Here is a 25622-nt window from a genome sequence, read left to right as displayed (position 1 = left end):
CCCTGCCCGCACTTGTCCACGGGCGGGGGCGAAACCGTCGCGTCGGGGGAGGGGGACGCGCAGGGGGTCGTGTCCGGGACGTAAAGCGTCGCAACACGCGCGAAGCGCGGTGAGGAAAGCAGTCCCGGACACGACCACCGGAGCGGCACCCGGACGCCACCCGCACAGGACCGGGCCAAGCCCCGAAGGCGCACCCGGGACCGGGCCTCGCCCGAGGGGCGCCACCCGGACCCACCGGGCCCCGCCCGGACGCGCGGCACCCGGACGCCAGGCGGACAGGACCGGGCCACAGCCGGCGCCACGGGACCCGGGCGCCGAGCGCACCCGACCGGGCCACCCAGCACACCGGGCCGGGCCAAGCCCGACCACGTATCCCGGACCCACCGGGCCCCGCCCGGAGGCGCAGCACGTGGGACGCCCGGCGACCTGGACCGGGTGATGCTCAGGGGCGGGACGGGGACCGGCCCGTGACCGGGGTCGTAGCCGGGGCCGGGCCACGCCCGGAAACGTGAACCCGGTCTGCCGCCCGTCCAAGGGCTTACGCACTAGATTGACCGTACACAGATGCGGGGCCTGGTCGGTCAGGGGGCAGCGGTTTCATGGAATCCGAAGGCACATTCGACGCGCGCGGCACACACTCCACTCCCGTGCCACGTCCGGCCGGTCCGCCGAAGGAGCCGCCGTCCGTGCCGCCAGGTGCCCCGGCCCTGCCGGGGCACGCACCGATCACCCGGCCCCGGCTCGTGGAGTGGCTTCGCGTACCCCGCCCGACGGCGGCACCGGGAGTCTGGCGGCTGGGCCACATCGACCGCCCCGATGTGGAGCCCCAACTCGTCCCGGCCCGGCAGCTCTTCAGCGGAGCCTTCATCGCCTACCTGTGCGGCTGGCTGCTGTGGTCCCTGCTGTGGAACGGCTACCTCGGGGGATGGTGGTTCTTCGTCGACGACTGGTGGCTGCTGCCAATGCTCTGGCTGGTCCCCGAGAACTCGTGGCTGCCTTCACATCCGGACTTCGAGATGTACGTCATGGTCAGCTACGTCTACTACGGCCTTGTGCTCGGGCTGCTTGCCACTGGTTTCGGCCGGGTGGGGAATTGGCAGGAGGTGTGGCGGCGATACGGAGTGCCGTTGTGGCCGTTGTTCGTGTTCCTGCCGGGCGTCTGGCGTGAAATGCCACGGACCGTCACCTACCTCACCTGGTTCTCGAACCTCTATTACGTGCTCCTCGCGGCGACGGTCGTCGCTGTGGTGGGGCGGGCCGGTACCTGGCCGATTGTGCAGCGCAGGCGCGCGGGGGCAGAACCAGCAGCCGGTGACCCGCCGCCGCAGGACCCCGTCGACTGGCCCGAGCTGCGCGCCGCGGGGCTCGTCGAGGCGGCCGGGCGGCTCGCGGAGGCGACCCGGGCCGGGAGCCTCGGCGATGTGGACTACGCGCGGATCCGGCGCGCCTGGCAGGGCGTGCATGCCCGGCCCGAGCGGCTCACCGCTTTCGCCGAAACCGTGCGCCGGCACGGACCCGCCGCCTGCGCGCACCCTTCGGGGCTGCGGGACCTGCCGGTACGCACCGCGACGCACGACCTGGCCACCGGGCAGGTCAGGATCGGCACCGTCGTCGACGACCGGCGCAATCCGTATGCCCGCCGCACCACGGGTGTCGCTCTGGAACCGGCTCTGCTGGGCACCTCGATGCTGGCTGTCGGTCCGTCCGGTTCGGGCAAGAGCGTGCGGCTCGTGCGGCCGGTGATCGAGTCCCTGTGTCTGCTGGCGCTCGCCAACCGCGCCGCCGTCGTCGCCGTGACCGCCCACGGCAACGCCGTCGTCCCCGACGGCGACTTCGACCTGGTGGTCTCCGTCGGGCAGCCGGGGACCACGCACGACCTCGACCTGTACGGCGGCGCGGAGGACCCCGACGAGGCCGCGCGGATGCTCGCGGAGGCGCTCGTGGGGGACCTCTGCGCCGGGCTGCCCGGCGGGGACAGCCGGCGGGCGGCGACCGCGCTGGCCCAGCTGATCGGGCCCTACCGGTGTGTGCACGGGCACTTCCCGCCGGTCCCGGAGCTGCGGGAACTGCTCGGTGGCGCGCCCGCCGCGCTCGGCGCGCTGCGGAGCGCCCTGGAGGAGTCGGGCGAGGCGTCGCAGCTGCGGGAACTGGACGCCAGGGAGCGGCAGTCGGCACGCGGCGACGACATCGGGGTGCTGCTCGCGGAACGGATCGCCTTCCTCGACCGGCCCGCGTTCGCAGGGTTCTTCCGTACCGACGGCGATGGGCGGACGTTCTCCCTGCGGGCCATTGAGCACCCGATGAGGGTCCGCGTCGATCTTCCCGAGCGTGGTCACGCCGAGGCGTCGCGCATCATCGCCCGGCTGGTGCTGGCCCAGTTCACCGAGGCCGCGCTGACCCGCTCGGACCGCTCGCTCTTCGCCTGCCTGGTGCTCGACGACGCGACGAGCACGGTGACCGCCGAGTCGGTGCGCGCGATGCAGCGGCTGCGTTCCGCCCATGCCGGAGTCGTCCTCGCGTTGCGCACCCTCGAGGACGTGCCGGAGCCGCTGCGTGGTCCGCTGCTCGGCTCGGTCGGCTGCCGGATGGCGTTCGCGGGGCTCGCGTCGTCGGACGGCGGCCGGTTCGCGGAGACCTGGGGCACCGAGTGGGTCCAGACCCGCGACGTCACCAACCGGCAGATCATCGCGGACGAGCCGCTGACCAAGGCCCTGCACATGATGCGCCGCCTGGTCACCGGCCGGGCGCCCACCGCGGAGGCCGTCACCGTCCGCGAGGTGGAACGCGCCCGCTGGTCGGCGTCGGACCTCGCCCACGCGGTGCCCGCCGGTCACGCGGTGCTGTCGCTGACGACCGTACGGGGCGAACACGCGCCGCCCCTGCTGGTCGATCTGCGGACCTGAGGCGCGGGGACCCGAGCCCGGGGCCTGAGCCGGGACCTGAAACGCGGGGGCCCGAGCCGGGGGCTGAGCCGCGGGGATTCGAACTGCGACACTCTGGCAGAATCGAGGTATGCCGTTCATACGGGACGGCGCAATCCCATCCGCCGCCCCCTGCCTCGAAGGGCACTGGTCCCATGCCGCCCACTCTTGCCTCGCTCGTCCAGCACTCGGCGCTCAAGCTCACCGTGCGGGCCGGGGAGGACCGGCTCGAGACGCCCGTGCGGTGGGCCCACGTCAGCGAGCTCACCGACCCCGTGCCGTATATGGAGGGCGGTGAGCTTCTGCTGGTCACGGCCATGAAGCTGGACGCCGAGGACCACGAGGCCATGCGCCGCTACGTACGCAGACTGGTGGGCGCCGGAGTGGTCGGTCTGGGCTTCGCCGTCGGTGTGTACTACGACGACATTCCCGAAGCGCTCGTCGAGGCGGCCAGGCAGGAGGGGCTGCCGCTGCTCGCCGTACCGCGCCGTACGCCGTTCATCGCGATCAGCAAGGCCGTCTCCGCTGCGATCGCCGCCGACCAGTACCGGGCCGTGACCGCCGGGTTCGAGGTCCAGCGGGAGCTGACGCGGGCCGCGCTCACCGAAGGGCCGGATGCCGTCGTCGCCCGGCTCGCCGCGCACGTCGACGGCTGGGCGGCGCTGTACGACACGTCCGGCGCGGTCGTCGCCGCGGCGCCCGAGTGGGCCGCCCGGCGCGCGGCCCGGCTCACCGCCGACGTCGAGCGGCTGCGTGAACGCGCCGCGCCCGCGAGCGCCGTAGTGGGCGGCACGGAGGACGACGACCGGGTCGAGCTCCAGTCGCTCGGCACGGGGCGCCGGGTCCGTGGCGCGCTCGCGGTCGGCACGGGCGCCTCTCTGGGCACCGCGGAGCGCTACGCCGTGCACTCCGCGGTCGCCCTGCTGACCCTGTCGACGGAGCGGTCCCGGGCGATGCAGGCCGCCGAGCAGCGCCTGGGTGCCGCGGTGCTGCGCATGCTGCTGTCCGGGCAGCCCGACCACGCGCGGGCCGTCGCCGGCGATCTGTACGGCGGGGTGCTCGACGCCCCGTTCCGGCTGCTGATCGCCGAAGCCGGACGCGAGCCCGACCCGGCCGTGGGCGGCCGCCCCGCCGCGTTGAGCGCCTTCGTCGAGTCGGTCGAGTCGGCGGCCGCGCGGGCCGGGGAGACCGTTCTCGCGGTGCCCGACGGGGCCGACGACCGCATGGTGGTGCTCGCCGTGGACGGCGGCGCGGTCGCCGCCGCGTGCGTGGACACCTACGGGGCCGGGGACGCGGAAGAGGCAGAGCTCTTCGTCGGGCTCTCCGCGCCGACCGGCCCGACCGCGGCCGCCGGAGCGTACAAGCAGGCGGAGCAGGCGCTCTCGGTGGCCCGCCGGCGCGGGCGCGCCCTCGTCGAGCACGAGGAGCTGGCGGCCGGGTCGATCGTGCCGCTGCTCGGCGACGACGCGGTACGCGCGTTCGCGGACGGCATGTTGCGGGCGCTGCGCGAACACGACGCGACCGGCCGCGGCGACCTGGTGGCCTCGCTGCGGGCCTGGCTGTCCCGCCACGGCCAGTGGGACGCGGCAGCGGCGGACCTCGGCGTCCATCGCCACACGCTGCGCTACCGGATGCGCCGGGTGGAGGAGATCCTCGGACGTTCGCTCGACGACCCGGACGTGCGCATGGAGCTGTGGCTCGCGCTCAAGGCGACGGGCGAGCCGCCGGCACAGGCCCGACCGGGCGCCTGACTGGGCTGCTCACGCTGAGGGCGTTCATGACCTGTGACGGTCATGCCTTGCGAGTTCGGCGCCTCCACCGGAAGTCCGGGATCCTGCCCGGAGTCGGGCAGGATTGTTGGTAACTCCGCTTCGGAATGCCTAATCTCCTGCGCATGACAAGCCCTGCCGCCGAGTCGACACCCGGCAAACGCGTTCCCGCGCCGGTCCTCCCGGCCCCCTCGGTCCCCGCCCGCCGCCGGATCTCCGGTGCCGTCTGGGCCGCGCTCGCCATCGTCTACGTCGTCTGGGGCTCCACCTACCTCGGCATCCGTATCGTCGTCGAGACGATGCCGCCGTTCGCCTCGGCGGCGGTCCGGTTCGTCGTCGCCGGTCTGATCCTCGGAGCCCTCGTCGCCTGGCGCCGCGGCCTCTCGGCGCTCAAGGCCACGGCGCAGCAGCTCGCTTCCGCTGCCGTCGTCGGCCTGCTGCTGCTCCTCGGCGGCAACGGCCTGGTCGTACTGGCCGAGACGTCCATCCCGTCCGGGCTCGCCGCGCTGCTGATCGCCGTGGTCCCCGCCTGGGTCGTCGTCCTGCGTCGGGTCTCCGGCGAGCGCCCCGCCCTCGGCGCCTACGCGGGCGTCGCACTGGGCCTGGCCGGCCTGGCCGTGCTGACCCTGCCGGGTCTCAGCGGCGACGTACGCATCGCGGGGGTCCTCACCGTGATCGCGGCCACCGTGATGTGGTCGGTGGGCTCGTTCTCGTCGTCGCGCATCCCGATGCCGACCGACCCCTTCGCAGCCAGCGCCTACGAGATGGTGGCCGGCGGCATCGGCTGCGCCCTCGTCGCTCTCGGCCGGGGCGAGCACCACGGCTTCGCTCTCGGTGACGTCTCCACCCGTTCCTGGGTCGCGCTCGCCTATCTTGTCGTCTTCGGCTCCCTGCTCGCGTTCACCGCGTACGCCTGGCTGCTGCACACCGCGCCGCTCTCACTCGTCGCCACGTACGCGTACGTCAACCCGGTGGTCGCCGTGCTGCTCGGCGCACTGGTTCTCGACGAGCGGCTGACCTGGCCGATCGCGGTCGGCGGCACCGTGGTCGTGGCCGGTGTCTGCCTGATCGTGTCCACCGAACGCCGCCGCTGACCGCCTCCCGCGCGGCCGCCTCCGCCGGCCCACGACCGTCGACGCGCCAAAGAGGCCAGGCGGGACACGCGACTACTCCACGCCGGACAAACGACCGGACGGACCGGCGGCCCTACCGTGTGGAGAGAACGACCGAGAGCAAACCCCACTACTTCGGAAGGGCCGGGACCCGCATGACTTCCACCCACGCCTTCTGGCTCGCCGGCCGCCAGGCCACCGGCGAGACCGCCTTCGACGTCACCTCCCCGTGGGACGGCCGCCTCGTCGGCCGGGTCTCCGTACCGACCGAGGCCCAGGTGGAGGAGGCCGTCGCCGCCGCGTACGCCGTGCGCGACGAGTTCGCCGCGACGCCCGCCCACGTCCGCGCGGCCGCGCTCGACCACGTGTCGAAGCGCCTGGTCGAGCGCACCGAAGAGCTCGCGCAGCTGATCTCCGCCGAGAACGGCAAGCCGATCAAGTGGGCCCGCGGCGAGGTCGGCCGCGCCGTCTCCGTCTTCCGGTTCGCCGCAGAGGAGGCCCGCCGCTTCAACGGCGGCGAGGCGCAGCGCCTCGACACCGACGCCGGCGGCCAGGGGCGGCTCGCCCTGACCCGCCGCTTCCCCAAGGGCGTCGTGCTCGGCATCGCGCCGTTCAACTTCCCGCTCAACCTCTGCGCCCACAAGATCGCTCCGGCCATCGCCGTCGGCGCGCCGATCATCCTGAAGCCGGCCCCGGCGACCCCGCTGTCCGGTCTGATCCTCGGCGAACTGCTCGCCGAGACCGAGCTGCCCGCTGGCTCCTGGTCCGTGCTGACGGTCCCGAACGAGCAGATGCCCGCCCTCGTCAAGGACGAGCGCCTGCCGGTCATCTCCTTCACCGGCTCGGACAAGGTCGGCTACGCGATCATGGACTCGGTGCCGCGCAAGCACTGCACCCTGGAGCTCGGCGGCAACGGCGCGGCCGTCGTCCTCGCCGACTTCGCCTCCGAGCAGGACCTGGACTGGGCGGCGACCCGTATCGCCACCTTCTCCAACTACCAGGGCGGCCAGTCCTGCATCTCCGTGCAGCGCGTGATCGCCGACGCGACGGTGTACGACCGGCTGCTGCCGAAGATCGTCGCCGCCGTCGACGCCCAGGTCACCGGCGACCCGTCCGACTCCGCCACCGACGTCGGCCCGCTGGTCAGCGAGGACGCCGCGAAGCGGGTGGAGTCCTGGGTCGAAGAGGCGGTCCGGGGCGGCGCGAAGCTGCTCACCGGCGGCAAGCGCGACGGCGCCGCCTACGCGCCCACCGTCCTGACCGACGTCCCCGCCGACACCACCCTCGCCTGCGAGGAGGTCTTCGGCCCGGTCCTGACCGTGACCAGGGTCGACGGCGAGGCCGAGGCCTTCGCGGCGGTCAACGACTCCAAGTACGGCCTCCAGGCCGGAGTGTTCACCCGCGACGTCCAGACCGCCTTCCGCGCCCACCGCGCGCTCGAGGTCGGCGGCGTGATCGTCGGCGACGTCCCGTCCTACCGTGCCGACCAGATGCCCTACGGCGGCGCCAAGCAGTCCGGCGTCGGACGCGAGGGTGTCGCGTACGCGATGGACGACTACACGTACGAGCGGGTGCTGGTGCTCACCGGCCTGGCGCTGTAACGCCCGTACGCCACGACCGACGGCCGGAGCCCACTGTGCGGGGGCTCCGGCCGTCTCCTCGTATCCCGGTAGTGACCTGCGGGGACGGGCCGATCTTGGCCGGTTCCCACAGGGGCGTGGGAACACCTTGGGAACACATGGGGCCACTCTCCGCGCATGGCGAGCGTAGATCCGCGAAGAACAAGGCTGGTGAGATCACCAGCTACCGGGTGAAGTGGCGTGACGGCGGTCGGGCGTCTGGCGACTGGCAGACCGAGCGCTTCCTCGATGAGGACGAGGCAAAGGTCTTCAAGCACGCAGTCGACGAGGTCGGGCAGAACTGGCCCCCGGCTGGATCAAGGGCAAGGGGGTACATCGACTCGGAAGCCTCCGACGAATCACTGTATCGACTTCGAGAACTGGGCCCGGCGGTCGATCGCGAACCGTACTGCCGGCGACTACTGCAAGCGCCAGCCCATCCGGAACCTCGCGCTACCCCTCCCCACTGGTCGTAGCGCGGACCGCATCCCCTGCGGTACCCCGGACGAGCCCGGCCGCTTTCCTCCCCCGAGCGCGGCCGGGCTCGCCCGCGCCTGGGGAATGCCGGACCCGGGTCGTACCGTGAGGATGTCCATAGAAGCTGTGCTGCCGGTTCGGACCAGACGGAGGAGTCCCGCTCATCACGAGCGGGGCCGCCTACCAGTTGCTCCAGACCGAGGTCGGCGGTGCGTCCGACCGGCTCTGTCAGGGCGAGGGCCTGACGTCCCTCGGGTTCGTCTGCACCAGGTCGGCGTGACTCGGCCCCGGACGTTTCGTGCGTTCTGATCCGTACGACCAGTGGGAGAGAGATGAACGGCGAGATGCACGGTGACACGTGGGGCCGGGTCACCGAAATCCGTGGGTGGCTGGACGAGAACGCCGGCAAGCTGACCGAGCGGGAGCGCGTCATGATGTGCGTGCTGAAGACCGGCGAGGAGTTCGGCGAGGTGTCGGAGGCCCTGCACGGGGCTCTCGGCGCGAACCCCAGGAAGGGGCAGTCGCACTCCTGGGATGACGTGACCAAGGAGCTCGTGGACGTCGCGGTCACGACGCTCGTCGCCCTGGCGACGATCGACCCCGAGGGGGACAAGAAGTTCGACGCCCGGCTCCAGCACCTCGTGGACCGCGTGATGCCGCCGGCCAGAGGCCAGTAGGGATACCGGCCCTGCCTCGGTCGTGCGCGTGGCGCCATTGGGGAGGGCTGGTTGTTTTGAGCACATGGGCCTCCGCCTCGCGACTGATCACGGTCGGGTCCCCCGCCCCGGGCTCGACGTTCACGGTGTCCGCACGGCCTCGCGCCGGGTGCCGGCATCGCCCGGGCCCAGGCGCCCGCCCCCGGCGTGCTCCTCGGCCGCCGCGCCTGGAGCCTGCGGGCTCGCCCCGACGCCGGACCGGGCGGGGGCCGGTGAACCGCCGGTTCCTCGCCCAACTCGATCCCGCCCGGCCCTGCCCACTTCTGTCCGCCGATTGTCTCCTGGGCGTCAAGATGTGTACTACTCAAGAAAAGAAGTGATCATTATTATCTTAGTGGCAAGATGTGAACCATGGAGGGGGCGCTATGGATCTGAAGGTGCTGGGCTTGCTCGATGTGCGGGAGGGCGGGAAGCCGATCGTTCCCCCCTCTGCACCGGCCCGCCAGCTGCTCGCACTGCTCGCGGCCCATGCCGATCACCTCGTGCCGACAACCGTCCTGACGCAGGAACTCTGGCCCGAAGACGCGCCACAGCACACGCACGCCAGGATCGAGACACACGTCCGGCAGCTGCGGGAGCTGATCGACGCCGCGCTGGGCGTCCGCCGCGAGGAGGTGGGGGGCGCACCCGCCGCGTCCGGGCGCCGTACGGCGCGCGATGTCCTCGTCTCGCTGTCCGGCGGTTACCGGCTCGGCACCGGAGGCGGCACCTCCGACCTGCGCAGGTTCCGGCGCGCGGCCGGCGCCGGCTACCGGGCCATGGAGCTGGAGGACTACGCGACGGCGGCCGAACGTCTCGGTGCGGCGCTCGAGTTGTGGACCACCGACGCGTACACCGGAGTCGCGATCGGACCGCATCTGCGGACGCACATCGCCCGCCTCGAACAGTCCCGGCTGCGAGCCCTCGACCAGTGGGTCGAGGCACAGCGCAGGCTCGGCCGCCGGCACGAGCTCTACACCGGTCTGTCCGTCTTCCTCTCGCGGTTCCGCAGCTCGCCGCCCAGGTACGCGGCGATGGTCGCGGAGCTGGAACGCGGTGCGTACCACGGGGGTGTGGTGCGGCCCTACCGGGAGGCCGCGGCGGTCCGCTTCGGGACGGTTCTGCACTCGGCGCGGGGCACGCTGCCCGCACGCCGCCGCCAGCCCGTGGCCGGTTGACCGCGAGCTTCCCGTCCAACTGATTTCGGGCAGACAACGGGCGAAGCGTGTACGACGGGCTGGGGGGCTCGCACATCATGACGGTTCCACAGACCAACGACACCGGCCTGATGGCCGTCCTCGAACTGCTCTCCGAACAGGCTCCGCCGGACCGGTTCGACGAGGTGCTGCAGCGTGCCCGCCGCGACGGCGCCACGGATCAGCAGCTGGCCCGCCTGGAGCGGGCCGTGCATCTGGCCCGTGGCGTGCAGGCACGGCAGGGGCAGCGCCGCCGGCGTGAGGAGGGCCTGGCCGATCTGGTGGACACCGCGAGGGATCTGACGTCTCCACAGGACGTCGACTCCGTGCTCCAGGTGATCACTCGGAGGGTCAAGCGGCTCCTCAACTTCGACATGACGTCCATCGCCCTCCTGGAGCCGGGGGGCGACCTTCGGTTGTACGTCTCCGACGGCTCGACCACCGCGCTCGCCACCGGCCACACGATCCCGGCCCCCTACGGCCTGGGCCACCCGACGCTGGCGGCCAGAGCGCCGCTGTGGACGGCCGACTACCTCGACGACGACACGCTCGCGCACGACGAGAGTGCCGACGAGGTCGTACGGGCTGAGGGACTGCGCGCCATGATGGCCGTGCCGATGTGCGACGGCGAGCAGATCGTCGGGGTGCTCTACGGCGCCGCACGCTCCGTACGCCACTTCAGTCCGGACGAGATCGGTCTGGTCTGCTCACTGGCGGAGCTCGCCGCCGTCGCCATAGAGCGGGCCGGCAGTGTCGAACAGGCCCACGGCGAGGTCGGCCGCCTGGAACTGGACGGTTTCCGCACACGTACGAGCCTGGTCCGGCTGCAACAGCTCAACGAGGCGCACAGCCACACCCTCGGCCTGCTGCTTGCCGGTGCCGACCTCACGACCGTGGCGAAGGCGGCCGGTGACGCGCTGGACTCTGCGTTGCAGCTGCGCGACCCCGCCGGGCGGCCGCTCGCCGCCAGCGGTGACCTCGGCGATCTGGACGAGTCGGCCGTGGCCGAGGCGGCCCTGGACGCGCATGCCCGGCTGAGGCCCGTCGTCACCGCCCGGGGCACCTGGGTCGCCCCGGTGACCGCGGGCGCGGAGGACCTGGGCGTGCTGGTGCTGCGCCCGACCACGGCGCTGGTGGGGGAGGACGAGGGGCTGCTCCGACTGACCGCGCAGACCTTCGCGATCCAGCTCCTCCTGCGGCGCAGTACCGCCGTCGCCGAAGGGCCCGTACGAGACGGCCTGTTCGACGAACTCCTCGCGGCCGGCACCCGCGGCGGGCACCAGACGCACCACCTCGTGCAGCGTGCGCGGCGTCTCGGGATCGACCTGGAGGCGCCCCACGTCCTGCTCGTCGCCCATCCCGAGGGCGGCGAGCAGGGACGAGCCGTGGTGTGGGCCTCCTCCTACGCGCACCGGATGACCGGGCTCAAGACGGTTCACAGAGGCGACATCGTGCTGCTCCTGCCGGGGACGGACGCCTCGGCCGCGGCCCGCGCCATGGCGGACGAGCTGTCACCGCTGCTCGGCCACCCGGTGTCGGTGGGGGCTGCCGGACCGGGCCGGGGCGCCGCCGACATCGGCCGGATGTACAAGGAGGCCATGCGCTGCCTGGACGCGCTGATCGCACTCGACGGCGCGGGCGGCACGGCCTCGGTGAAGGACCTCGGCTTCCTCGGCCTGCTGCTCTCCGACGACCACGACGTGGACGGCTACATCCAGTGCGCGATCGGCCCGGTCCTCGACTACGACCGCGACCGACTCACCGACCTGACCGGCACCCTGGAGTCGTACTTCGCCTCGGGCGGCAGCCAGGCCGGCGCGGCCGACGTGCTGAACGTCCACCCCAACACGGTGTCCCGACGGCTCGACCGGGTCACCGACCTCCTCGGCGACGCGTGGCAGCAGCCGGGCAGAACGATGGAAGTGCAGCTGGCGCTGCTGCTGCACCGCTCCCGTGAGGTCCTGCGCCGACAGCGCCGGGCGGCCACGGACGCTCAGGCGGAGGCGAGCTCGGCCGGGCGGCCCCTCTCGTAGTCGCCGTCGTATTCGTCGCCGGAGCCGCCTCCGGAGCCGCCGCCGGACAGCATGACGGCCGCGTGGGCGGCGGAGGCGAGCGTCATGTGCCGGTGCCAGCCGCGGAAGGAACGGCCCACGTAGTCCCGTAGCCCGGTCTCCTCGCCGACGCGCGCGAAGTCCGCGTCCACCCGGCGGGTGAGCTTGGTGAGGCGCAACAGCGGACCGGGGCCCTGCCGCGTCATACCCGTCAGCCACAGCGCGGACGGCGGACGTGACGGGTCGGTCCACTCACCGAGCAGGGACAGCTCCGGCGTCGCACCGGAAGAGTCCGGCAGCGCCACCGGGACCAGCGCGGCGAGCGACGTGCTCGGGGCGGGTCCGGCGGCCGTGTCCTGCCAGGGCACCGGCCGGCGGACCCCCTTGACGAGCTGCAGGATCCGCTGGGCAGGCAGCGGACCGCCCCGGAAGCCGGGCATGGCACGGTCCGCGCCGGACAGCCGCTGGGTGCCGCTGATCCGGAGGAGGAAGGGGACCCCAGCAGCCGAGAGCAGGGTCACCGCAGCGGACACGCCGCCGTCCCGCAGGTCGATCAGGACCGGTCTGCGCGGCCCCCAGCGGCGTGCGGCCTCCAGGGCGACGGCGACGGCGCACTCCTCCGGTCTCTCGGCCCCCGCTTCCTCCGGAACGCCCGCCCGGTCGCGCAGCCTGCGGTCGTGGACCCACTGATCCGGCAGGACCAGACGCCAGTCGACGGGCGCGCTCATTTCCCGGGAGGCGAGCCACACGCCGAAGGCTTGCTGCCCGCGGAACGTCTGGCGCAGGTGCGGGACGAACCCTCGGTCGACACCGACCGAGTGCTCACCGGTTTTCGGTATCGACATCCGGCGCACCACCCAGGCATGGACGGCCGTCTTCCGCTCCAGGTGGGCGGCCAGCGCGGCGCGCAGCGGCTGCCAGTTCCAGGTGGAGTCGGCGATGAAGTGATGCAGCGTCTGTTCCGTGGCAGGCGCGCCGAGATGGGCCGCGATGTTGCGCGCCGTCTTGCGTCCCTCGGTGGTGAGCAGCCCGCGCAGGTACTGCTCTCCGCGCTGCCGCTGGTCCTTCCTGGGGAACGAGGAGAACAGCGTGGCGCAGAGTTCGAGGACGGTGTCGTCGGACATGACCGGGCCGGCGGGCCGCCGGTTTCGGTGAGGCACCGTCAGGGGTCGGACCTGGTCTCGTGGCCTGATGACAGTTGTGTTCACGACACTCCAACCATGGTGGGCGGCCTGCTCTGTTGCCCTCCCACGATCGCTCCGCGGTGCTACCGCGGACGAGGTGTCCACGGCACCCGTCTCCCGTCGCTCATGGGTGCTGGACCACTGGTGATTCGGCCATCCGACGAGCCCGGGGAGGCGACGGCCGACAGGGCTCCGGCGGGGTGTGGCCGGACCACCATGCGGGCCCGACGAGTGCGCGGTCACACACCGCCTGAGATCCGAACGGTCTCGTCGGAGGCGGAGACCTCGCCGTGCGCGGCGAGCAGGGCGGCCGGGTCGGGCCCTCCAGGGCGGTGGGCCTGCCGAGGCCGTCGCGGGTGATGAAGCGCAGCCCGTCGCGGCGGGACTTCTTGACGACCCTCATGGTCTCGAGCAGCTTGGGCCACTGGTCGCCGCGGCAGGTGAGCGGCAGGCCCACGGGTTCGAGGACTCTCACGTGCCGGTCGGCGGTGGCGTCGCCCAACCGCCGCACCAAGCGGCCGAGTCCGGCGGCGATGACCGAGCCCACGGAGACGGCGGCGCGGGCCGCCAGACCTGGATCCGAGTGGATTCAGCCGTCATCGCTTCGACTCCAGGGCGTCGAGGACCGCCTCCGCGACCTCTTCGGGTGTGCGACCGTCGGCGGCCACGACCACCCGGGCGACTTCGGCGTACAGAGGGGCGCGGGCCTCCGCCAACTCCTGCCAGCGCTCCCGCGGATCGCCCGTCAGCAGGGGACGCGCCATGGTCAACCCCGCACGGCGGACCGCCTCCTCGACGCCCATCGACAGGTGGACCACCGCCGTGTGGGCGGCCAGCAGGCGCCGGGTTCCGGCGTCCAGGACCGCGCCGCCGCCGAGAGCCAGCACACCGTCGTGCTCGGCGAGCGCGGTGGCGACGGCATCCTTCTCCAACGCCCGGAAGTGCTCCTCGCCCTCGTCGACGAAGATGTCCGCGACAGACCGCCCCTCGGCGGCGACGATGACGTCGTCCGTGTCCCGGAACGCGCAGCGCAGCCTCTTTGCGAGCAGCGCGCCCACGGTCGACTTGCCCACCCCCATCGGCCCGACCAGGACGACCAGGGGTGCGGTCACCGGATCTGGAGGTTGTCGAGGTACGACCGCACGTTACGGCGGGTCTCCGGGACGCTGTCGCCGCCGAACTTCTCCACCACCGCGTCCGCGAGAACCAGCGCCACCATGGCCTCGGCCACGATCCCCGCAGCCGGCACCGCGCACACGTCCGACCGCTGATGATGAGCCTGCGTGGCCTCACCCGTCACCACGTCCACCGTCGCCAGCGCACGCGGAACCGTCGCGATCGGCTTCATCGCCGCCCGTACACGCAGCAACTCACCGGTCGTCAGGCCGCCCTCGGTGCCGCCCGAGCGGCCCGAGGTGCGCCTGATGCCGTCCTCGGTCTTCACGATCTCGTCGTGTGCCTGCGAACCCGGCACCCGTGCCAGTTCGAAACCGTCACCGACCTCGACACCCTTGATCGCCTGGATCCCCATCAGCGCAGCAGCCAGCCGCGCGTCCAGACGCCGGTCCCAGTGCACATGCGAGCCGAGCCCGACCGGCACTCCGTAGGCCAGCACCTCGACCACACCACCCAGGGTGTCGCCGTCCTTGTGGGCCTGGTCGATCTCCGCGACCATCGCCTTCGACGCATGCGCGTCCAGGCACCGCACCGGATCGGCATCGAGCCTCCCGACATCGGACGGCTGAGGGTAGACACCGTACGGAGCCTTCGCGGAAGCCAGCTCCACCACATGCGACACGATCCCGATCCCGGCCGCCTCCTTCAGGAACGACCGGGCCACCGCACCGAGCGCGACACGAGCGGCCGTCTCACGGGCGCTGGCCCGCTCCAGGATCGGCCTCGCCTCGTCGAAACCGTACTTCTGCATACCCGCCAGATCGGCGTGACCAGGACGCGGCCGGGTCAACGGCGCGTTACGCCCCGTCTCCTTCAGCTCCGAAGGGTCGACCGGATCGGCCGACATCACCTTCTCCCACTTCGGCCACTCCGTGTTCCCCACCATCACCGCGACCGGCGAACCCTGCGAAACGCCGTGCCGGACACCACCCAGGAACGTGACCTCGTCCTGCTCGAACGTCATCCGCGCGCCGCGCCCGTGGCCGAGGCGCCGCCGCGCAAGGTGGTCCGCCACCAGCTCCGTGGTGACCGGGACACCGGCGGGAAGACCCTCCAGCGTCGCGACCAGCGCGGGCCCGTGCGACTCTCCGGCCGTCAGCCAGCGCAACCTGCTCAACGGAGCTCTCCTTCGTGGGCGTTGAGCGGCAGCGCCGTGGCGAGCCCCCCGATGCCGTCACCGGCGGTCCTTACGTGAGTCATGTCTTTCCTCAGATCCCTGTCGTCGGCCGGGTCGAGCCGGCCGACGGTACACAGTGGCGGGGGAAGAGCCGGTGCAACTCCTCGTGGAAGCCCGGGAAGGTCTTCGCGACGCAGCCCGGGTCGTCGAGCGTGATCCCCTCGGCGCGCAGACCGAGGACGGAGAACGCCATCGCGATGCGATGGTCGCGGTGGCAGACGATCCGGGCCGGCGCGGGGGCGCCGGGGTGCACCGTGATCCAGTCGCCGCCTGCCTCTGTCCGGATGCCCAGCGCGCGCAGGTTGCCCTCGACGGCGGCGATCCGGTCCGACTCCTTCAGGCGCGCGTGCCCGATGCCGTTGACGGTGATCGGGGCGTCGGCCAGGGGCGCGATCGCGGCGAGCGTCATGAAGGTGTCCGAGATCTCGCCCATGTCGACCGTGAACCCTCCCCTGAGCTCGCCGGTGCCGGTGACGGTGGTCGCCTCGTCGGTGGTCTCCACCCGGGCGCCGGTACGCGCGAGGACCTCTGTGAAGCGCAGGTCGCCCTGGAGGCTGTCGCGGCCGAGACCGGGCACGCGCACGCTCGTTCCGGTGATCGCCGCGGCGGCGAAGACGTACGAGGCCGTGGAGGCGTCGGGTTCGATCGGCATGTCGGCCCCCCGGTAGCCCGTCGGCCGGACGGTGAACTCGCCGGGGGCGGCCTCCTCGACCTCGGCGCCGAAGCGCCGCATCAGGGCGATCGTCATGTCGATGTACGGCCGGCTGACGAGCTCCGGCACGGTCAGCGCCAGCGGCCGGCGCATCAGCGGGCCCGCCATCAGCAGCCCGGTCAGGAACTGGCTGCTGAGCGTGGAGTCCACGGTCAGCGCGCCGCCGTCGAGACCCTGGGAGCGCACCCGCAGCGGCAGGCGCCCGCCGGGTCCCGTGGCGACCTCGGCCCCCAGCCGCCGCAGGGCGTCGGCGAGGGGAGCCACCGGGCGGGCGGTGAGCTGGTCGGAGCCCTCGAAGCCGAAGTCGCCGTGGCCCGTGGCGGCGAAGGGCGGCAGGAAGCGGGCCGCCGTACCGGCGTCGGCGCACCAGGCGGTCCCCGTGCCGACCGGGCCCCGGCCCAGGCCGGTCACGTTCCAGACACCGTCGCCGTCGGAGGGGTCGATGCGGACGCCGAGCCCGCTGAGGGCCTCACGGAAGGCCGTGGTGTCGTCGCTCACCAGCGGAGCGCCGAGGGCGCTCGTCGAGTCGGCGGCCGCCGCGAGCAGCAGCGCCCTGTTGGTGAGCGACTTCGACCCCGGTATCCGGGCGTGCAGGGTGGGGGTCGCCGGTACGGCGATGGTCATGGCTGTCCTTTGCGAGTACGGCCGCCGCGTGTGCGGCGGTCCGGGAGAGAGCGCCGCACGCCCCGAGTGCCCCGACGGCCGTCTCGCCCTGTGCGGCCGAGGAGCGAAAGGCCGCCCGATCAGCCGCCGGCCACCTCCGCGAGCAGCGTGCTGATGATCCGGGGCCCGTCGACGGTCAGCACGGACTCGGCGTGGAACTGCATGGACACGAAGCCGGCCGCCCGCAGGCCGTGCACCTCTCCCGTCTCCGGATCGCGGCTGACCTCGACGCGTCCGTGCACCGGGTGCTCGAAGGAGTCCTCCGCAGAGTGCGCGGCGAAGGTGTTGTAGAAGCCCACCCGCTCACGCCTGCCGAAGAGGTCGATCTCCTGCTGAGCACCCTGGTTGGGCGCCGGCCGGCGCACCAGGTCGAGTCCGACCAGGGTGCTCAGCACCTGGTGGCTCAGGCAGACCGCCATGAACGGCCGTTGCTCCTCGAGGAGTTGGGCGACCGCCGACCGCAGGTGCGCGATCTTGGGGTCGTGCGTCTCGCGCGGGTCGCCCGGTCCCGGACCCATCACGACCAGGTCGTGCTCGTCGAAGCTGTAGCGCTCGTCGAAGCGCCGTACGCTCACCTGGCCGCCGAGCGAACGGATCTGGTGGGCGATCATCTCCGTGAAGGTGTCCTCGGCGTCTATCACCAGCACCCGTCGGCCGGACAGCGGTCCGGTTGTGCCGGTCCGCGTCCCCTCGTCCTTCAGCCAGAAGTCGGCGATGCGCTCGTTGCGTTCGTCGAGGGCCGCGCGGACCGCGGGGTGCGCCCCGAACCGGATCGGCTCCGGGTCGCCGAGCGCGGCGAGCAGCCCGGCCGCCTTGGCCCGCGTCTCCTGCGTCTCCGAGTCCGGGTCGGAGTGGCGCACCAGGGTGGCGCCCACCCCGATCCGCATCATGCCCTCGTTGTCGATGTCGGCGGTACGGATCAGGATCGACGAGTCCAGGGTGCGGCCGCCCGCGGCGTCGCGGCCGATCAGGGCGGCCACACCGCTGTAGTAACCGCGGCCCTGCGGCTCGTAGCGGCTGATGACCCGCGCCGCGCTCTCCAGCGGGGAACCGGTCACGGTCGGCGCGAACAGCGTCTCGCGCAGGATGTCCCGCACATCGCGGTCGGTACGGCCCTCGATGAAGTACTCGGTGTGTGCCAGTCGGGCCATCTCCTTGAGATAGGGGCCCACCACCCGGCCGCCCGCCGGGCAGATCCGGGCCATCATCTTCAGCTCCTCGTCGACGACCATGTACAGCTCGTCGGCCTCCTTGGAGTCGGCGAGGAACTCCATGACGCCGTCCAGGTCCGGCCCGCCCGCCGGATAGCGGTAGGTGCCGCTGATCGGGTTCATCACGGCCGTGCCGTCGTGGACACTGATGTGGCGCTCCGGGGTGGCGCCCACCAACGTCCGCTCGCCGGTGTGCACGAGGAACGTCCAGTACGCACCGGCCTCCCGCTGCACCAGGCGTCGGAAGAACGACAGCGCCGCGGGCAGGCCGAACCCGGGCAGCCGGGCGGTGAACGAGCGCCGCATCACGAAGTTGGCGCCCTCACCGGTGCCGATCTCGTCCGCGACGACCCGCCGCACGATGTCCGCGTAGGCCGCGTCGTCCACGTCGAAGTGGCCGTCGGTCACCTTCACCGGCTCGTCCGGCAGCAGCGGAAGCGTCGAGCGCAGCGGCATCGTCGCCTGCTCGCGCACCGTCATGGCCAGCAGCGGCGCGCCGTCGTCGGGAGCCGCGAAGCCCCGCTCGGCGAGTTGGCGGTAGGGGATGAGAGTGAGCAGTTCCGTCTGTGCGCCCGGCCCTTCCTGCGGCGGCAGGTCGAGGTCGGCGAGGGACGGGATTTCCGCCACGTCGCCGGCCAGCAGTTCCAGGGTGTCGGGGTCCACCGACTCGGGCCGGTGCATCAGCGCGAACGCGCCGACCGAGCCGTCGAGTATGCGTGCGAGGAGGTCGTGCGCGCTGTCCTGCCTTGCCATGGGGATTCCTTTCGGCGATGGGGCGCGGTCAGAGCGCCGCGCCGCCCGCGTCGAGTTCGCTCAGCACGGTCTTGGCGGACACGACGCGGGCCGCGCGCTGTGCCGCGTAGTCGAGGGCGAGCCGGTGGTGGTCGGCCGAGAAGTCGGCCACGGCGTCGGCCACCAGGAAGGGCCGGATGTCGTTGGTGAAGGCATCGACCGCCGTCATCAGGACCCCCACATGCGCGTACACACCGCAGATGATCAGCTGGTCGCGCTGGTGGAACCGCATCCGCTCCAGCAAGTCGGACTTGAAGAAGGCGCTGTAGCGCCACTTCGTGAACGTCCAGTCGCCGGGGCCGGGTTCGAGGGGCTCGACCACCTTGCGGTGCTCGGGCGTGGGCTTCATCCCCGGCCCCCAGAAGTCCTTCAGAAGTCCGCGCTGTTCGGGCGTCATGCCGCCGGGCTGTGCCGTGTAGGCGATGGGGATGCCGAGCTCGGCACACCGCTTGCGCAGCAGCGCGGAGTTGCCGACCAGGGCGTCGCCGGGCGCCTCGGAGCGCGGGAACGGCTTGAGGAAGTACTCCTGCATGTCGTGCAGCAGCAGGACGGCCCGCCGGGGGTCCACGGGCCAGCTCACGGTGTTCTCCGGCAGCTCGCCCTCCTGGGGCATCGGATAGGGCTCGATCGGGGGAATCCCGGACATGGGCCGGTCGGTCCTCTCTTCGTTGGGCGCCGAACGTGGCAACACCGTCCACGGTCGGTTCGTGCGGGGTGACGTGTCTCGACCGGTCGGACGGAAGGAGATCCACGGGTACTGGTGCGTGCGCGCCGTCGTACGGCGCCGGGTTCAACCCCGCCAGGCCGAGACGACGTCGATGGCCTGCTGAGGATTGAGGCGGGGATCGCAGAAGCTGAGGTACTTGTCGCCCAGGCGGTCGAGGCCGGCCTCGTCCGTGACGCACTCGGTGACGGTGTCCGGGGTCGTCTCCAGGTGCAGGCCCGCCGCGACGCCGCCGTTCTGGCCCACAGCGGCCTGGAAGTTCTCGATCTCGCGAACGACCGTCCGCACCATGCGGGTCTTGAGCCCTTCGGGGCTGGAGACCGTGTTCCCGTGCATCGGGTCCGACAGCCACAGCACCGGGTGACCGGCCCGGGTAACCGCCTCGACCAGTGCGGGCAGCCGCTCGCCGGCGTTGTCGGCACCCATGCGCGCGATCAGCGTCAGCCGCCCGGGATGCCGCTGGGCGTCCAGGCGCTCGCACAGGGCGAGCAACTCGTCGGGCGTCATGGTCGGGCCCACCTTGACCGCGACCGGGTTGGAGACCGCGGCCAGGAGCCCGATGTGAGCACCGTCCAGCTGTCGGGTCCGCTCACCCACCCACGGCCAGTGCGTGGACGTCAGCAGCAGCGAGCCGTCCGGTTCACGACGCAGCAGTGGCAACTCGTAGTCCAGTAGCAGCGCCTCGTGGCTGGTCCACACGGGCACCTCGAGCTCGGACCGAGGGGCGGTGCCGCGCCAGCCGAGGTAGTGCATCGTGTCGCTCGCGGCCCGATAGCCGCTCAGCAGGTGACGGGGGTCGGGTCGGCGCAGCACCGCGTCCGGCTCCGGCCGGTTGACCATGTGCCCGCGGTAGACGGGCAGTCGGGTGCCGTTGACGGTTTCGGTCGGGGAGGAGCGGGGCTTGCCGTACTGCCCGGCGATCCTTCCCACCCTGATGACGGGCTTGCCCGAGGCGAGCTTCATCGTTCCGGCCAGCACGTCGAGCAGCGCGGCCTTGCGCGTGACGTCCTCGGGTGTGGCCTCGGCGGGGTCCTCGGCGCAATCGCCGGTCTGGATCACTTGCAGATGCCCTGCGGCTGCTTCCATCAGCAGCGCTCGCAGACGGCGCACGGCTTCGGGGTCCACGAGAGCCGGCATCCGTCCGAGATCCGTACGGACCTCCTCCAGGGATGCGTGGCCTTCCCAGTCGGGCTGCTGCAGCGCGGGTATGGACCGGAGGTATGACTGAATGTCGATCATCGATTCCCTCAGCGAGCATGCCGGAGCGATTCCGGGCAGGAGCGGACGTGGTCAATTCGCAGTGGGGCACGGATAGCTGCGCGTCGACCGAATGCATTCGGCCAACGCGGTATTCAGCGGTTCACGGACGGGTTGCAGCAGGCCGTGAACAATTCCGGAGAGTGCCGTGCGCCGTGGGCGTGCTCCTCTCGGTGGCCGAGCACGTCGGCGCTTCATTCCAGCGCTTGCACTGATCCGTCGAGCTCTACTATCGGGCGACGGAAAGTGACGCGCAACGACCGCCCCAGGAGTACGTCAAGTGCGCTCGGATGCGGCTTCCGAGGCGGCGGCGGAGCAGAGGGAAGGAGCCGCCGAGGTGACGACGACGGCCGTGAGAAGAAGCCCCTGAAACTGTTTCCAGCCCCCCGTGAAGCCGCGCATTCTTCTTCCGCCGATTCTGGGACCCGGTACGAGCAGGCGGGCGGAGAACGTGCCCTCGTCCGGAGAGACGGTGACCATTACCTGGTCGAAGTCCAGCCACCGGCCGGTCAGCGGATACCACGCCTTGTAGACACTCTCTTTTGCGCTGAAAATCAACCGATCCCAGCTGACGCCGGGCCGGCGCGCACTCAATTCGGCTATGTGGGCGCGCTCCTCAGCCACCGTGACGAGCGCGCGGGCGCCGCTGGTGGGGATCGGCGCGTCCGGTTCGGCGTCGATGCCGACCGTCGCGACGTCGAACGTGCGCGCCACGGCCGCGGCGCGGTAGCCCGCGCAGTGGGTCATGGATCCGACGACACCGGTCGGCCACTGCGGAGCGCCCTCGCCATCGGGCAGGATCGGCGCTGCGGGAATACCCAGTCGCGCGAGGGCTGTGCGAGCGCAGGCCCGGACGGTGGTGAATTCCCGGCGTCGTGCGATGCCCGCCTTGGCGATCACCTGACGCTCGGAAGGGAAGAGCGTGTCACCCGAGACGTCTTTGAACTGCTCTGCAGAGACCATCGGGGCGGGCAGCAAAGTTTCGATCAACGTAACCCCGGTCCTGTGAAGAGAAGGCTCGCCGCCCCGGCAGGATATTGACCATTCCTGCCGGAGTGGCGTGCGTGCCTGTCGTCGGACCCGTGCGATCAGCGATTCACGCAGACATGAGCGACGTCAGGTCCCGCGCGTATTTCTCGATGAGCGAGGGGGAGATGTGCGGGATGTCCTCTTCGGCCCCGACCTTCACGGCCTGCACGGCCGCACGGAATCGCTCGGATGGTATGTCGGATCCACGAAGAGGGGTCTCCGGGTCCTTGAATCCGTGAATGAGCGGCAACGACGAGTGCTGCCGCTGATCTTCGGGAAGTGACCGCATGGCCGTCTCGAACCGATCGAGCCAGTCCGCATAGTCGGCGATCCGCTCGATACGATGACCTGAATCCCTCAGCCAGTCGATGAAGGTGTCGAGCGAGATTCCGTCGTCGTGCGGGTTCACCAGACTGAACGTCCGGTATTCGCCGGTGACCTGTCCGCCCAACGAGACGACAGCCGCGGCGGTGAAGTCCACGGGCAGTCCGTCGTAGTGAGCCCTTGGGCGCTTTCCTTCACCCGCGTTGCGGTAGAAGGACGACGGCGCGATGCCAGTCGCGAGCACACTGAAGAGAAGTCGGGAGAACATGTCAGGGACATTGAGCTGTCCGCCGTATCGGCTGTGAGCGAGAATCATGTTCGACCGGAACACGGTGACCGGGAGACCACACAGGTCGTGAGCCTCACGCAGCAGAACCTCTCCCGCCCACTTGCTCGTCGCGTAGCCGCTGGCGTAGCCCGCGTCGACCGGCTGAACGGGGAGCGCCTGCCTCACGTCGGGGTCTTCACCCAGAGGGGGGTTCTGTGAGGTGGCGACGGCCACGCTGGACATGTAGGTGAACGGCTTCATCCGCCCGGTGAGCGCCAGGCGGACCAGCTCGGCGGTGCCCACCACATTGGCTTCGAACAGGTGGTTGTACGGCAGCACATGGTTGACCAGAGCTCCGGCGTGGACAATCACGTCCACCTCCTCGGACAGCCTCTCCCAGGTGCGGTCGCTCAACCCCAGCTGCGGTTCCGCCATATCACCCGCCACGACCTCCAGCCGGTCGGCGGCCAAGGCGCGGAATCGATGCGCCAGCTGCCCGTCGCCGCCGGCGAACGACTCATCGAGGCGCTTCCTGGCAGCCGCCACGTCCTTTCCACGGACGAGGCAGACCAGCCGGCCGTCGGACTTCTCCAGCTGTTCCAGCCACTCCATGCACAGGAAGCGCCCGAGATACCCACTCGCCCCGGTCAACAGGACCGTCCGAGGCGACTCGGCAGGAAGAGGCAGTCGCTTGGCCTCGGCGAGCGTCTGCGGATCGATGAACTTCTCCAGGGTGAGGTCCGCAGCGTGGACTTCGACGCTTCCCCGTCCGTGCACCGACGCGAAGCCGGGCTGGTTCAGTCCGGCCTCGCGCTTGGCCTCGATGTGGTCGGCCATCTGCTGGAGGTCGGTGGCCGCACTGATGATCATGTCCACGGGGACGCGGACCGCGAAGATGTCATCGAGCAGGTCGGAGAACGCCACCGCGGTGAGCGAGTCGCCACCCAGATCCCTGAAGTGCGCCGTGGGGCTCACCTCGACCCCCGAGCCCGCAAGCAGCGCCCGGGCCGCGCGCTGGAGCGTCTCCAGCACGGAGCGTTCCGCGGCACCGCGACGAACGTCCAGCAACTCCTCGTTCTCGCGCGCGGCGATGTCCACGTACAGCTCTTCCAGACGCTCCCGGTACCGCTCCAGCAGGCGGGGGCGCAGAAGCTTCCGGTGATCCGAGAGCAGGCCGTTGTCCTGGCTGAACGGCTCGGTCTCGATCAGGAACTCGCGCGGGATCTCGTAGGAATTCAGCCCTTCCTCCTTCGCGACCTGGGCGAAGGACTCACTGAGCTGCTGCTGCAGTTCTTCCCTCCGGCCCTCGAAGCGGGTGAGGGCATCCTCGGAAGGGACGACAACGGCAAGCAGATAGGACCGTTCACTGTTCCCGTACACGAATACCTGGCGGATCAGGGGGCTGTAGGCGAAGATGGCCTCCAGGCGTGCGGTCGCCACGAATTCACCCTGAGACAGTTTCAGCACACTCTTGCGGCGGTCGATGATGGCATGTCGTCCCGGCGTGAGTTCGGCGACGATGTCACCCGTCTTGTAGTAGCCGTCCTCGTCGAGGAGTTCGGCCGTCAGTTCCGGGTGGTTGAAGTAACCGGGTATGAGGGCGTCGGTCTTGAGTAGCAGTTCTCCGCGCGGATGCGGTGAATCGGTGAGGAAGTAGCCGAGTTCGGGAACATCGACGAGCTTGTAGTCGATGACCGGCGGACTCAGCATCTCTCCGTCGACCGAGACGGCCGCGGCTTCGGTGGAGCCGTAGATGTTGTGCAGTTCGAGGCCGAGGAGGGACTCCATGAAGGCCGTCAGCTCGGCGGACAGCGGAGCGGACGCACAGCCGGCCCAGGCGACCTGGCCGCCGAGCAGTTTCACCCGCATGTCCGCCCTGACCTGTTCTTCAAGAGCGGCACGGTCGGCGGCGCTCGTCGTTGTCCGGCGATCGAGTTCGCTCTGGTACTTCTGGAAGATCAACTCGCAGATTCGCGGTATCAGCGAGAGTTCCGTCGGGCGCGCCAGCGCGATGTCCTCGAAGAAGGTCGACAGATCACTCTTGGCCGTGAAGTACGTGATGCCGCCGCGCGCCAGGGTGTTCTTCAGTGAGGAGTGGCCGGCGACGTGGCTCATGGGCATGTAGCTGAAGGTGACCGTCTCGCCCTCGGAGAAGAGCTTCGACCACGCACCGCCCCACATCGCGCTGGTCAGACGATCGGTGTACATGGCGCCCTTGGGCGTTCCTGTGCTCCCCGAGGTGTAGATGAGCATCGCCAACGGGTCGTCGTCGTCGCCCGGGACGAACAACGGCGCTTCGGGGAGGCCGGCCCCCCGCCGGAGTACCTCGGGAAGGGAATCGACGCTCACGGAACGGCCGGCAGTCCTGACGCGGCTGCGCGCTTCGTCCAGCGCGTCGACGTGGTCACTGACTTCCGCGTGGAAATCGAATACCAGGATGCGCTCGACCGACGGGCTCTCGAGAGCGAGATCGACCGCCCTGTCCAGGCGTTCGACACTCGCGGCGACAAGGCGGGACTCCGTCTCGTCGATGATCGTCCTCTGCTGTGACGCGGGTGAACTGGTCTGGAGCGGAACGCTGACGAACCCTAGATACGTGCAAGCCAGATCAATGATGGTGTAATCGCCGCTGGCGAAACCGAGCAGGGCGACCCGGTCGCCCTGCTCCAGCCGACGGTGCGCGCCACTGTGCCATTCATTTGCCACCGCACGTACACGCGCCCACAGCTCGCCGAAACTGGTCTGCTCGTACCGGGGGAGCAGACGGTACGAAACACGGCCGGTCGTAGGATCTTGCACAAATTCCTTGGCCCGTTCACCGATAGCCGGCCGATCGGCGTGGCGCACCATTACGTTTTCCATCACTTGCGCAAGTCGCATTCTTGGTCTCCGCGTCGTGTACGGGCCTGATCTCGGCTGACAGCGAGAGGGATTGGCGGCCGGTGACCTTCCGGCGGCGCCGTCCCGCTTCGAACGGGAAGGGGATCATCGAAATCGGAAACACGATGTACTGGCGCACAGGTGTGAAGAACCCGATGCGCCACCCCTACTCGCGACACGACGCTACCTACTTGAGCACCCCATGGCTAAGCCGGCGACCGTCTATGTCATGTCCGTCGCGCGAGGGTGACCGCTTGGCGAATCGTGTGCCCTGACAGTCGTGGGATCGCGGGCACGCGTGAACGCGCCGACATCGTAAAGCGGGCCCGGTGCCGGCGCGCTCACCGAGCACGGAAACGCGGCGGCCCTGCTTCAGCAGACCCGC

At 70.9% G+C, this 25622-nt stretch carries 15 protein-coding genes and 3 pseudogenes; 8 read left to right on the top strand and 10 right to left on the bottom strand.

All coding sequences use genetic code 11. From position 1 onward, the window contains the following. Positions 1-686 precede the first annotated feature (686 nt). The 8 genes and pseudogenes from AB0903_RS27995 (at position 687) to AB0903_RS27960 (ending at position 11822) form a co-directional block, all read left to right on the top strand. Complete coding sequence (locus AB0903_RS27995) at positions 687-2903, top strand: ATP/GTP-binding protein (protein ID WP_366707457.1); 2217 nt, start codon at positions 687-689, stop codon at positions 2901-2903. 173 nt (positions 2904-3076) lie between these two features. After that, positions 3077-4672 (top strand): PucR family transcriptional regulator, encoded by a 1596-nt coding sequence (locus AB0903_RS27990; protein ID WP_366707455.1) that lies wholly within the window; start codon positions 3077-3079, stop codon positions 4670-4672. A gap of 143 nt (positions 4673-4815) precedes the next feature. After that, positions 4816-5784 (top strand): EamA family transporter, encoded by a 969-nt coding sequence (locus tag AB0903_RS27985; protein ID WP_366707453.1) that lies wholly within the window; start codon positions 4816-4818, stop codon positions 5782-5784. Between the two features lie 173 nt (positions 5785-5957). Continuing rightward, positions 5958-7403: an aldehyde dehydrogenase family protein gene (locus AB0903_RS27980; RefSeq protein WP_366707451.1), complete on the top strand. Its 1446-nt coding sequence runs from the start codon at positions 5958-5960 to the stop codon at positions 7401-7403. 661 nt (positions 7404-8064) lie between these two features. Next, a pseudogene (locus AB0903_RS27975) lies at positions 8065-8178 on the top strand (GNAT family N-acetyltransferase); the annotation flags it as partial. A gap of 52 nt (positions 8179-8230) precedes the next feature. Next, positions 8231-8575 (top strand): MazG-like family protein, encoded by a 345-nt coding sequence (locus tag AB0903_RS27970; protein WP_366707449.1) that lies wholly within the window; start codon positions 8231-8233, stop codon positions 8573-8575. 404 nt (positions 8576-8979) lie between these two features. Continuing rightward, entirely contained in the window at positions 8980-9771 is a 792-nt protein-coding gene (locus tag AB0903_RS27965; protein WP_366707447.1) for a BTAD domain-containing putative transcriptional regulator, read from the top strand. A 77-nt stretch (positions 9772-9848) separates the two neighbouring features. Continuing rightward, complete coding sequence (locus AB0903_RS27960) at positions 9849-11822, top strand: GAF domain-containing protein (protein WP_366707445.1); 1974 nt, start codon at positions 9849-9851, stop codon at positions 11820-11822. Here AB0903_RS27960 and AB0903_RS27955 read toward each other — a convergent pair. From AB0903_RS27955 to car, 10 genes and pseudogenes are all read right to left on the bottom strand, one after another. Beyond that, the gene (locus AB0903_RS27955) at positions 11783-12964 is read right to left on the bottom strand and encodes a transposase (protein WP_366707443.1); all 1182 of its coding nucleotides are present in this window, start codon (positions 12962-12964) and stop codon (positions 11783-11785) included. The genes AB0903_RS27960 and AB0903_RS27955 overlap by 40 nt on opposite strands. A gap of 299 nt (positions 12965-13263) precedes the next feature. Then, positions 13264-13583, bottom strand: a pseudogene (locus AB0903_RS27950) (hypothetical protein); the annotation flags it as partial. Positions 13584-13620: 37 nt separating this feature from the next. Next, on the bottom strand, positions 13621-14136 hold the full coding sequence (locus tag AB0903_RS27945; RefSeq protein ID WP_366707441.1) for a shikimate kinase: 516 nt from the start codon (positions 14134-14136) through the stop codon (positions 13621-13623). Further along, entirely contained in the window at positions 14133-15317 is a 1185-nt protein-coding gene (gene aroC / locus AB0903_RS27940) for a chorismate synthase (RefSeq protein WP_366707440.1), read from the bottom strand. Before aroC ends, AB0903_RS27945 begins: the two co-directional genes overlap by 4 nt. A 91-nt stretch (positions 15318-15408) precedes the next feature. Next, entirely contained in the window at positions 15409-16713 is a 1305-nt protein-coding gene (aroA, locus tag AB0903_RS27935; protein ID WP_366707438.1) for a 3-phosphoshikimate 1-carboxyvinyltransferase, read from the bottom strand. 119 nt (positions 16714-16832) lie between these two features. Further along, positions 16833-18716 (bottom strand): anthranilate synthase family protein, encoded by a 1884-nt coding sequence (locus AB0903_RS27930; RefSeq protein WP_366707436.1) that lies wholly within the window; start codon positions 18714-18716, stop codon positions 16833-16835. A gap of 28 nt (positions 18717-18744) precedes the next feature. Next, on the bottom strand, positions 18745-19401 hold the full coding sequence (locus tag AB0903_RS27925) for an isochorismatase family protein (protein ID WP_366707434.1): 657 nt from the start codon (positions 19399-19401) through the stop codon (positions 18745-18747). Positions 19402-19545: 144 nt separating this feature from the next. Then, positions 19546-20718 (bottom strand): 3-deoxy-7-phosphoheptulonate synthase, encoded by a 1173-nt coding sequence (locus tag AB0903_RS27920; RefSeq protein WP_366707432.1) that lies wholly within the window; start codon positions 20716-20718, stop codon positions 19546-19548. Between the two features lie 294 nt (positions 20719-21012). Next, positions 21013-21726, bottom strand: a complete 714-nt coding sequence (locus AB0903_RS27915) for a 4'-phosphopantetheinyl transferase superfamily protein (RefSeq protein ID WP_366707430.1) — start codon at positions 21724-21726, stop codon at positions 21013-21015. A 106-nt stretch (positions 21727-21832) separates the two neighbouring features. Beyond that, positions 21833-25240, bottom strand: a pseudogene (gene car, locus AB0903_RS27910) (carboxylic acid reductase); the annotation flags it as partial. Positions 25241-25622 lie beyond the last annotated feature (382 nt).

Source organism: Streptomyces sp. NPDC048389 (assembly GCF_040706335.1).
Lineage (GTDB): Bacteria > Actinomycetota > Actinomycetes > Streptomycetales > Streptomycetaceae > Streptomyces.
This window is presented reverse-complemented; position numbering and strand designations above follow the sequence as displayed.

What these genes read in the sequence shown, in the direction of transcription:
- AB0903_RS27960 (WP_366707445.1), top strand. Translation starts at nt 9,849, where the DNA reads ATGACGGTTCCACAGACCAACGACACCGGCCTGATGGCCGTCCTCGAA.
- AB0903_RS27990 (WP_366707455.1), top strand. Translation starts at nt 3,077, where the DNA reads ATGCCGCCCACTCTTGCCTCGCTCGTCCAGCACTCGGCGCTCAAGCTC.
- AB0903_RS27925 (WP_366707434.1), bottom strand. Translation starts at nt 19,401, where the DNA reads ATGTCCGGGATTCCCCCGATCGAGCCCTATCCGATGCCCCAGGAGGGC.
- AB0903_RS27930 (WP_366707436.1), bottom strand. Translation starts at nt 18,716, where the DNA reads ATGGCAAGGCAGGACAGCGCGCACGACCTCCTCGCACGCATACTCGAC.
- AB0903_RS27920 (WP_366707432.1), bottom strand. Translation starts at nt 20,718, where the DNA reads ATGATCGACATTCAGTCATACCTCCGGTCCATACCCGCGCTGCAGCAG.
- AB0903_RS27970 (WP_366707449.1), top strand. Translation starts at nt 8,231, where the DNA reads ATGAACGGCGAGATGCACGGTGACACGTGGGGCCGGGTCACCGAAATC.
- AB0903_RS27980 (WP_366707451.1), top strand. Translation starts at nt 5,958, where the DNA reads ATGACTTCCACCCACGCCTTCTGGCTCGCCGGCCGCCAGGCCACCGGC.
- AB0903_RS27965 (WP_366707447.1), top strand. Translation starts at nt 8,980, where the DNA reads ATGGATCTGAAGGTGCTGGGCTTGCTCGATGTGCGGGAGGGCGGGAAG.
- AB0903_RS27955 (WP_366707443.1), bottom strand. Translation starts at nt 12,964, where the DNA reads ATGTCCGACGACACCGTCCTCGAACTCTGCGCCACGCTGTTCTCCTCG.
- AB0903_RS27985 (WP_366707453.1), top strand. Translation starts at nt 4,816, where the DNA reads ATGACAAGCCCTGCCGCCGAGTCGACACCCGGCAAACGCGTTCCCGCG.
- aroA (WP_366707438.1), bottom strand. Translation starts at nt 16,713, where the DNA reads ATGACCATCGCCGTACCGGCGACCCCCACCCTGCACGCCCGGATACCG.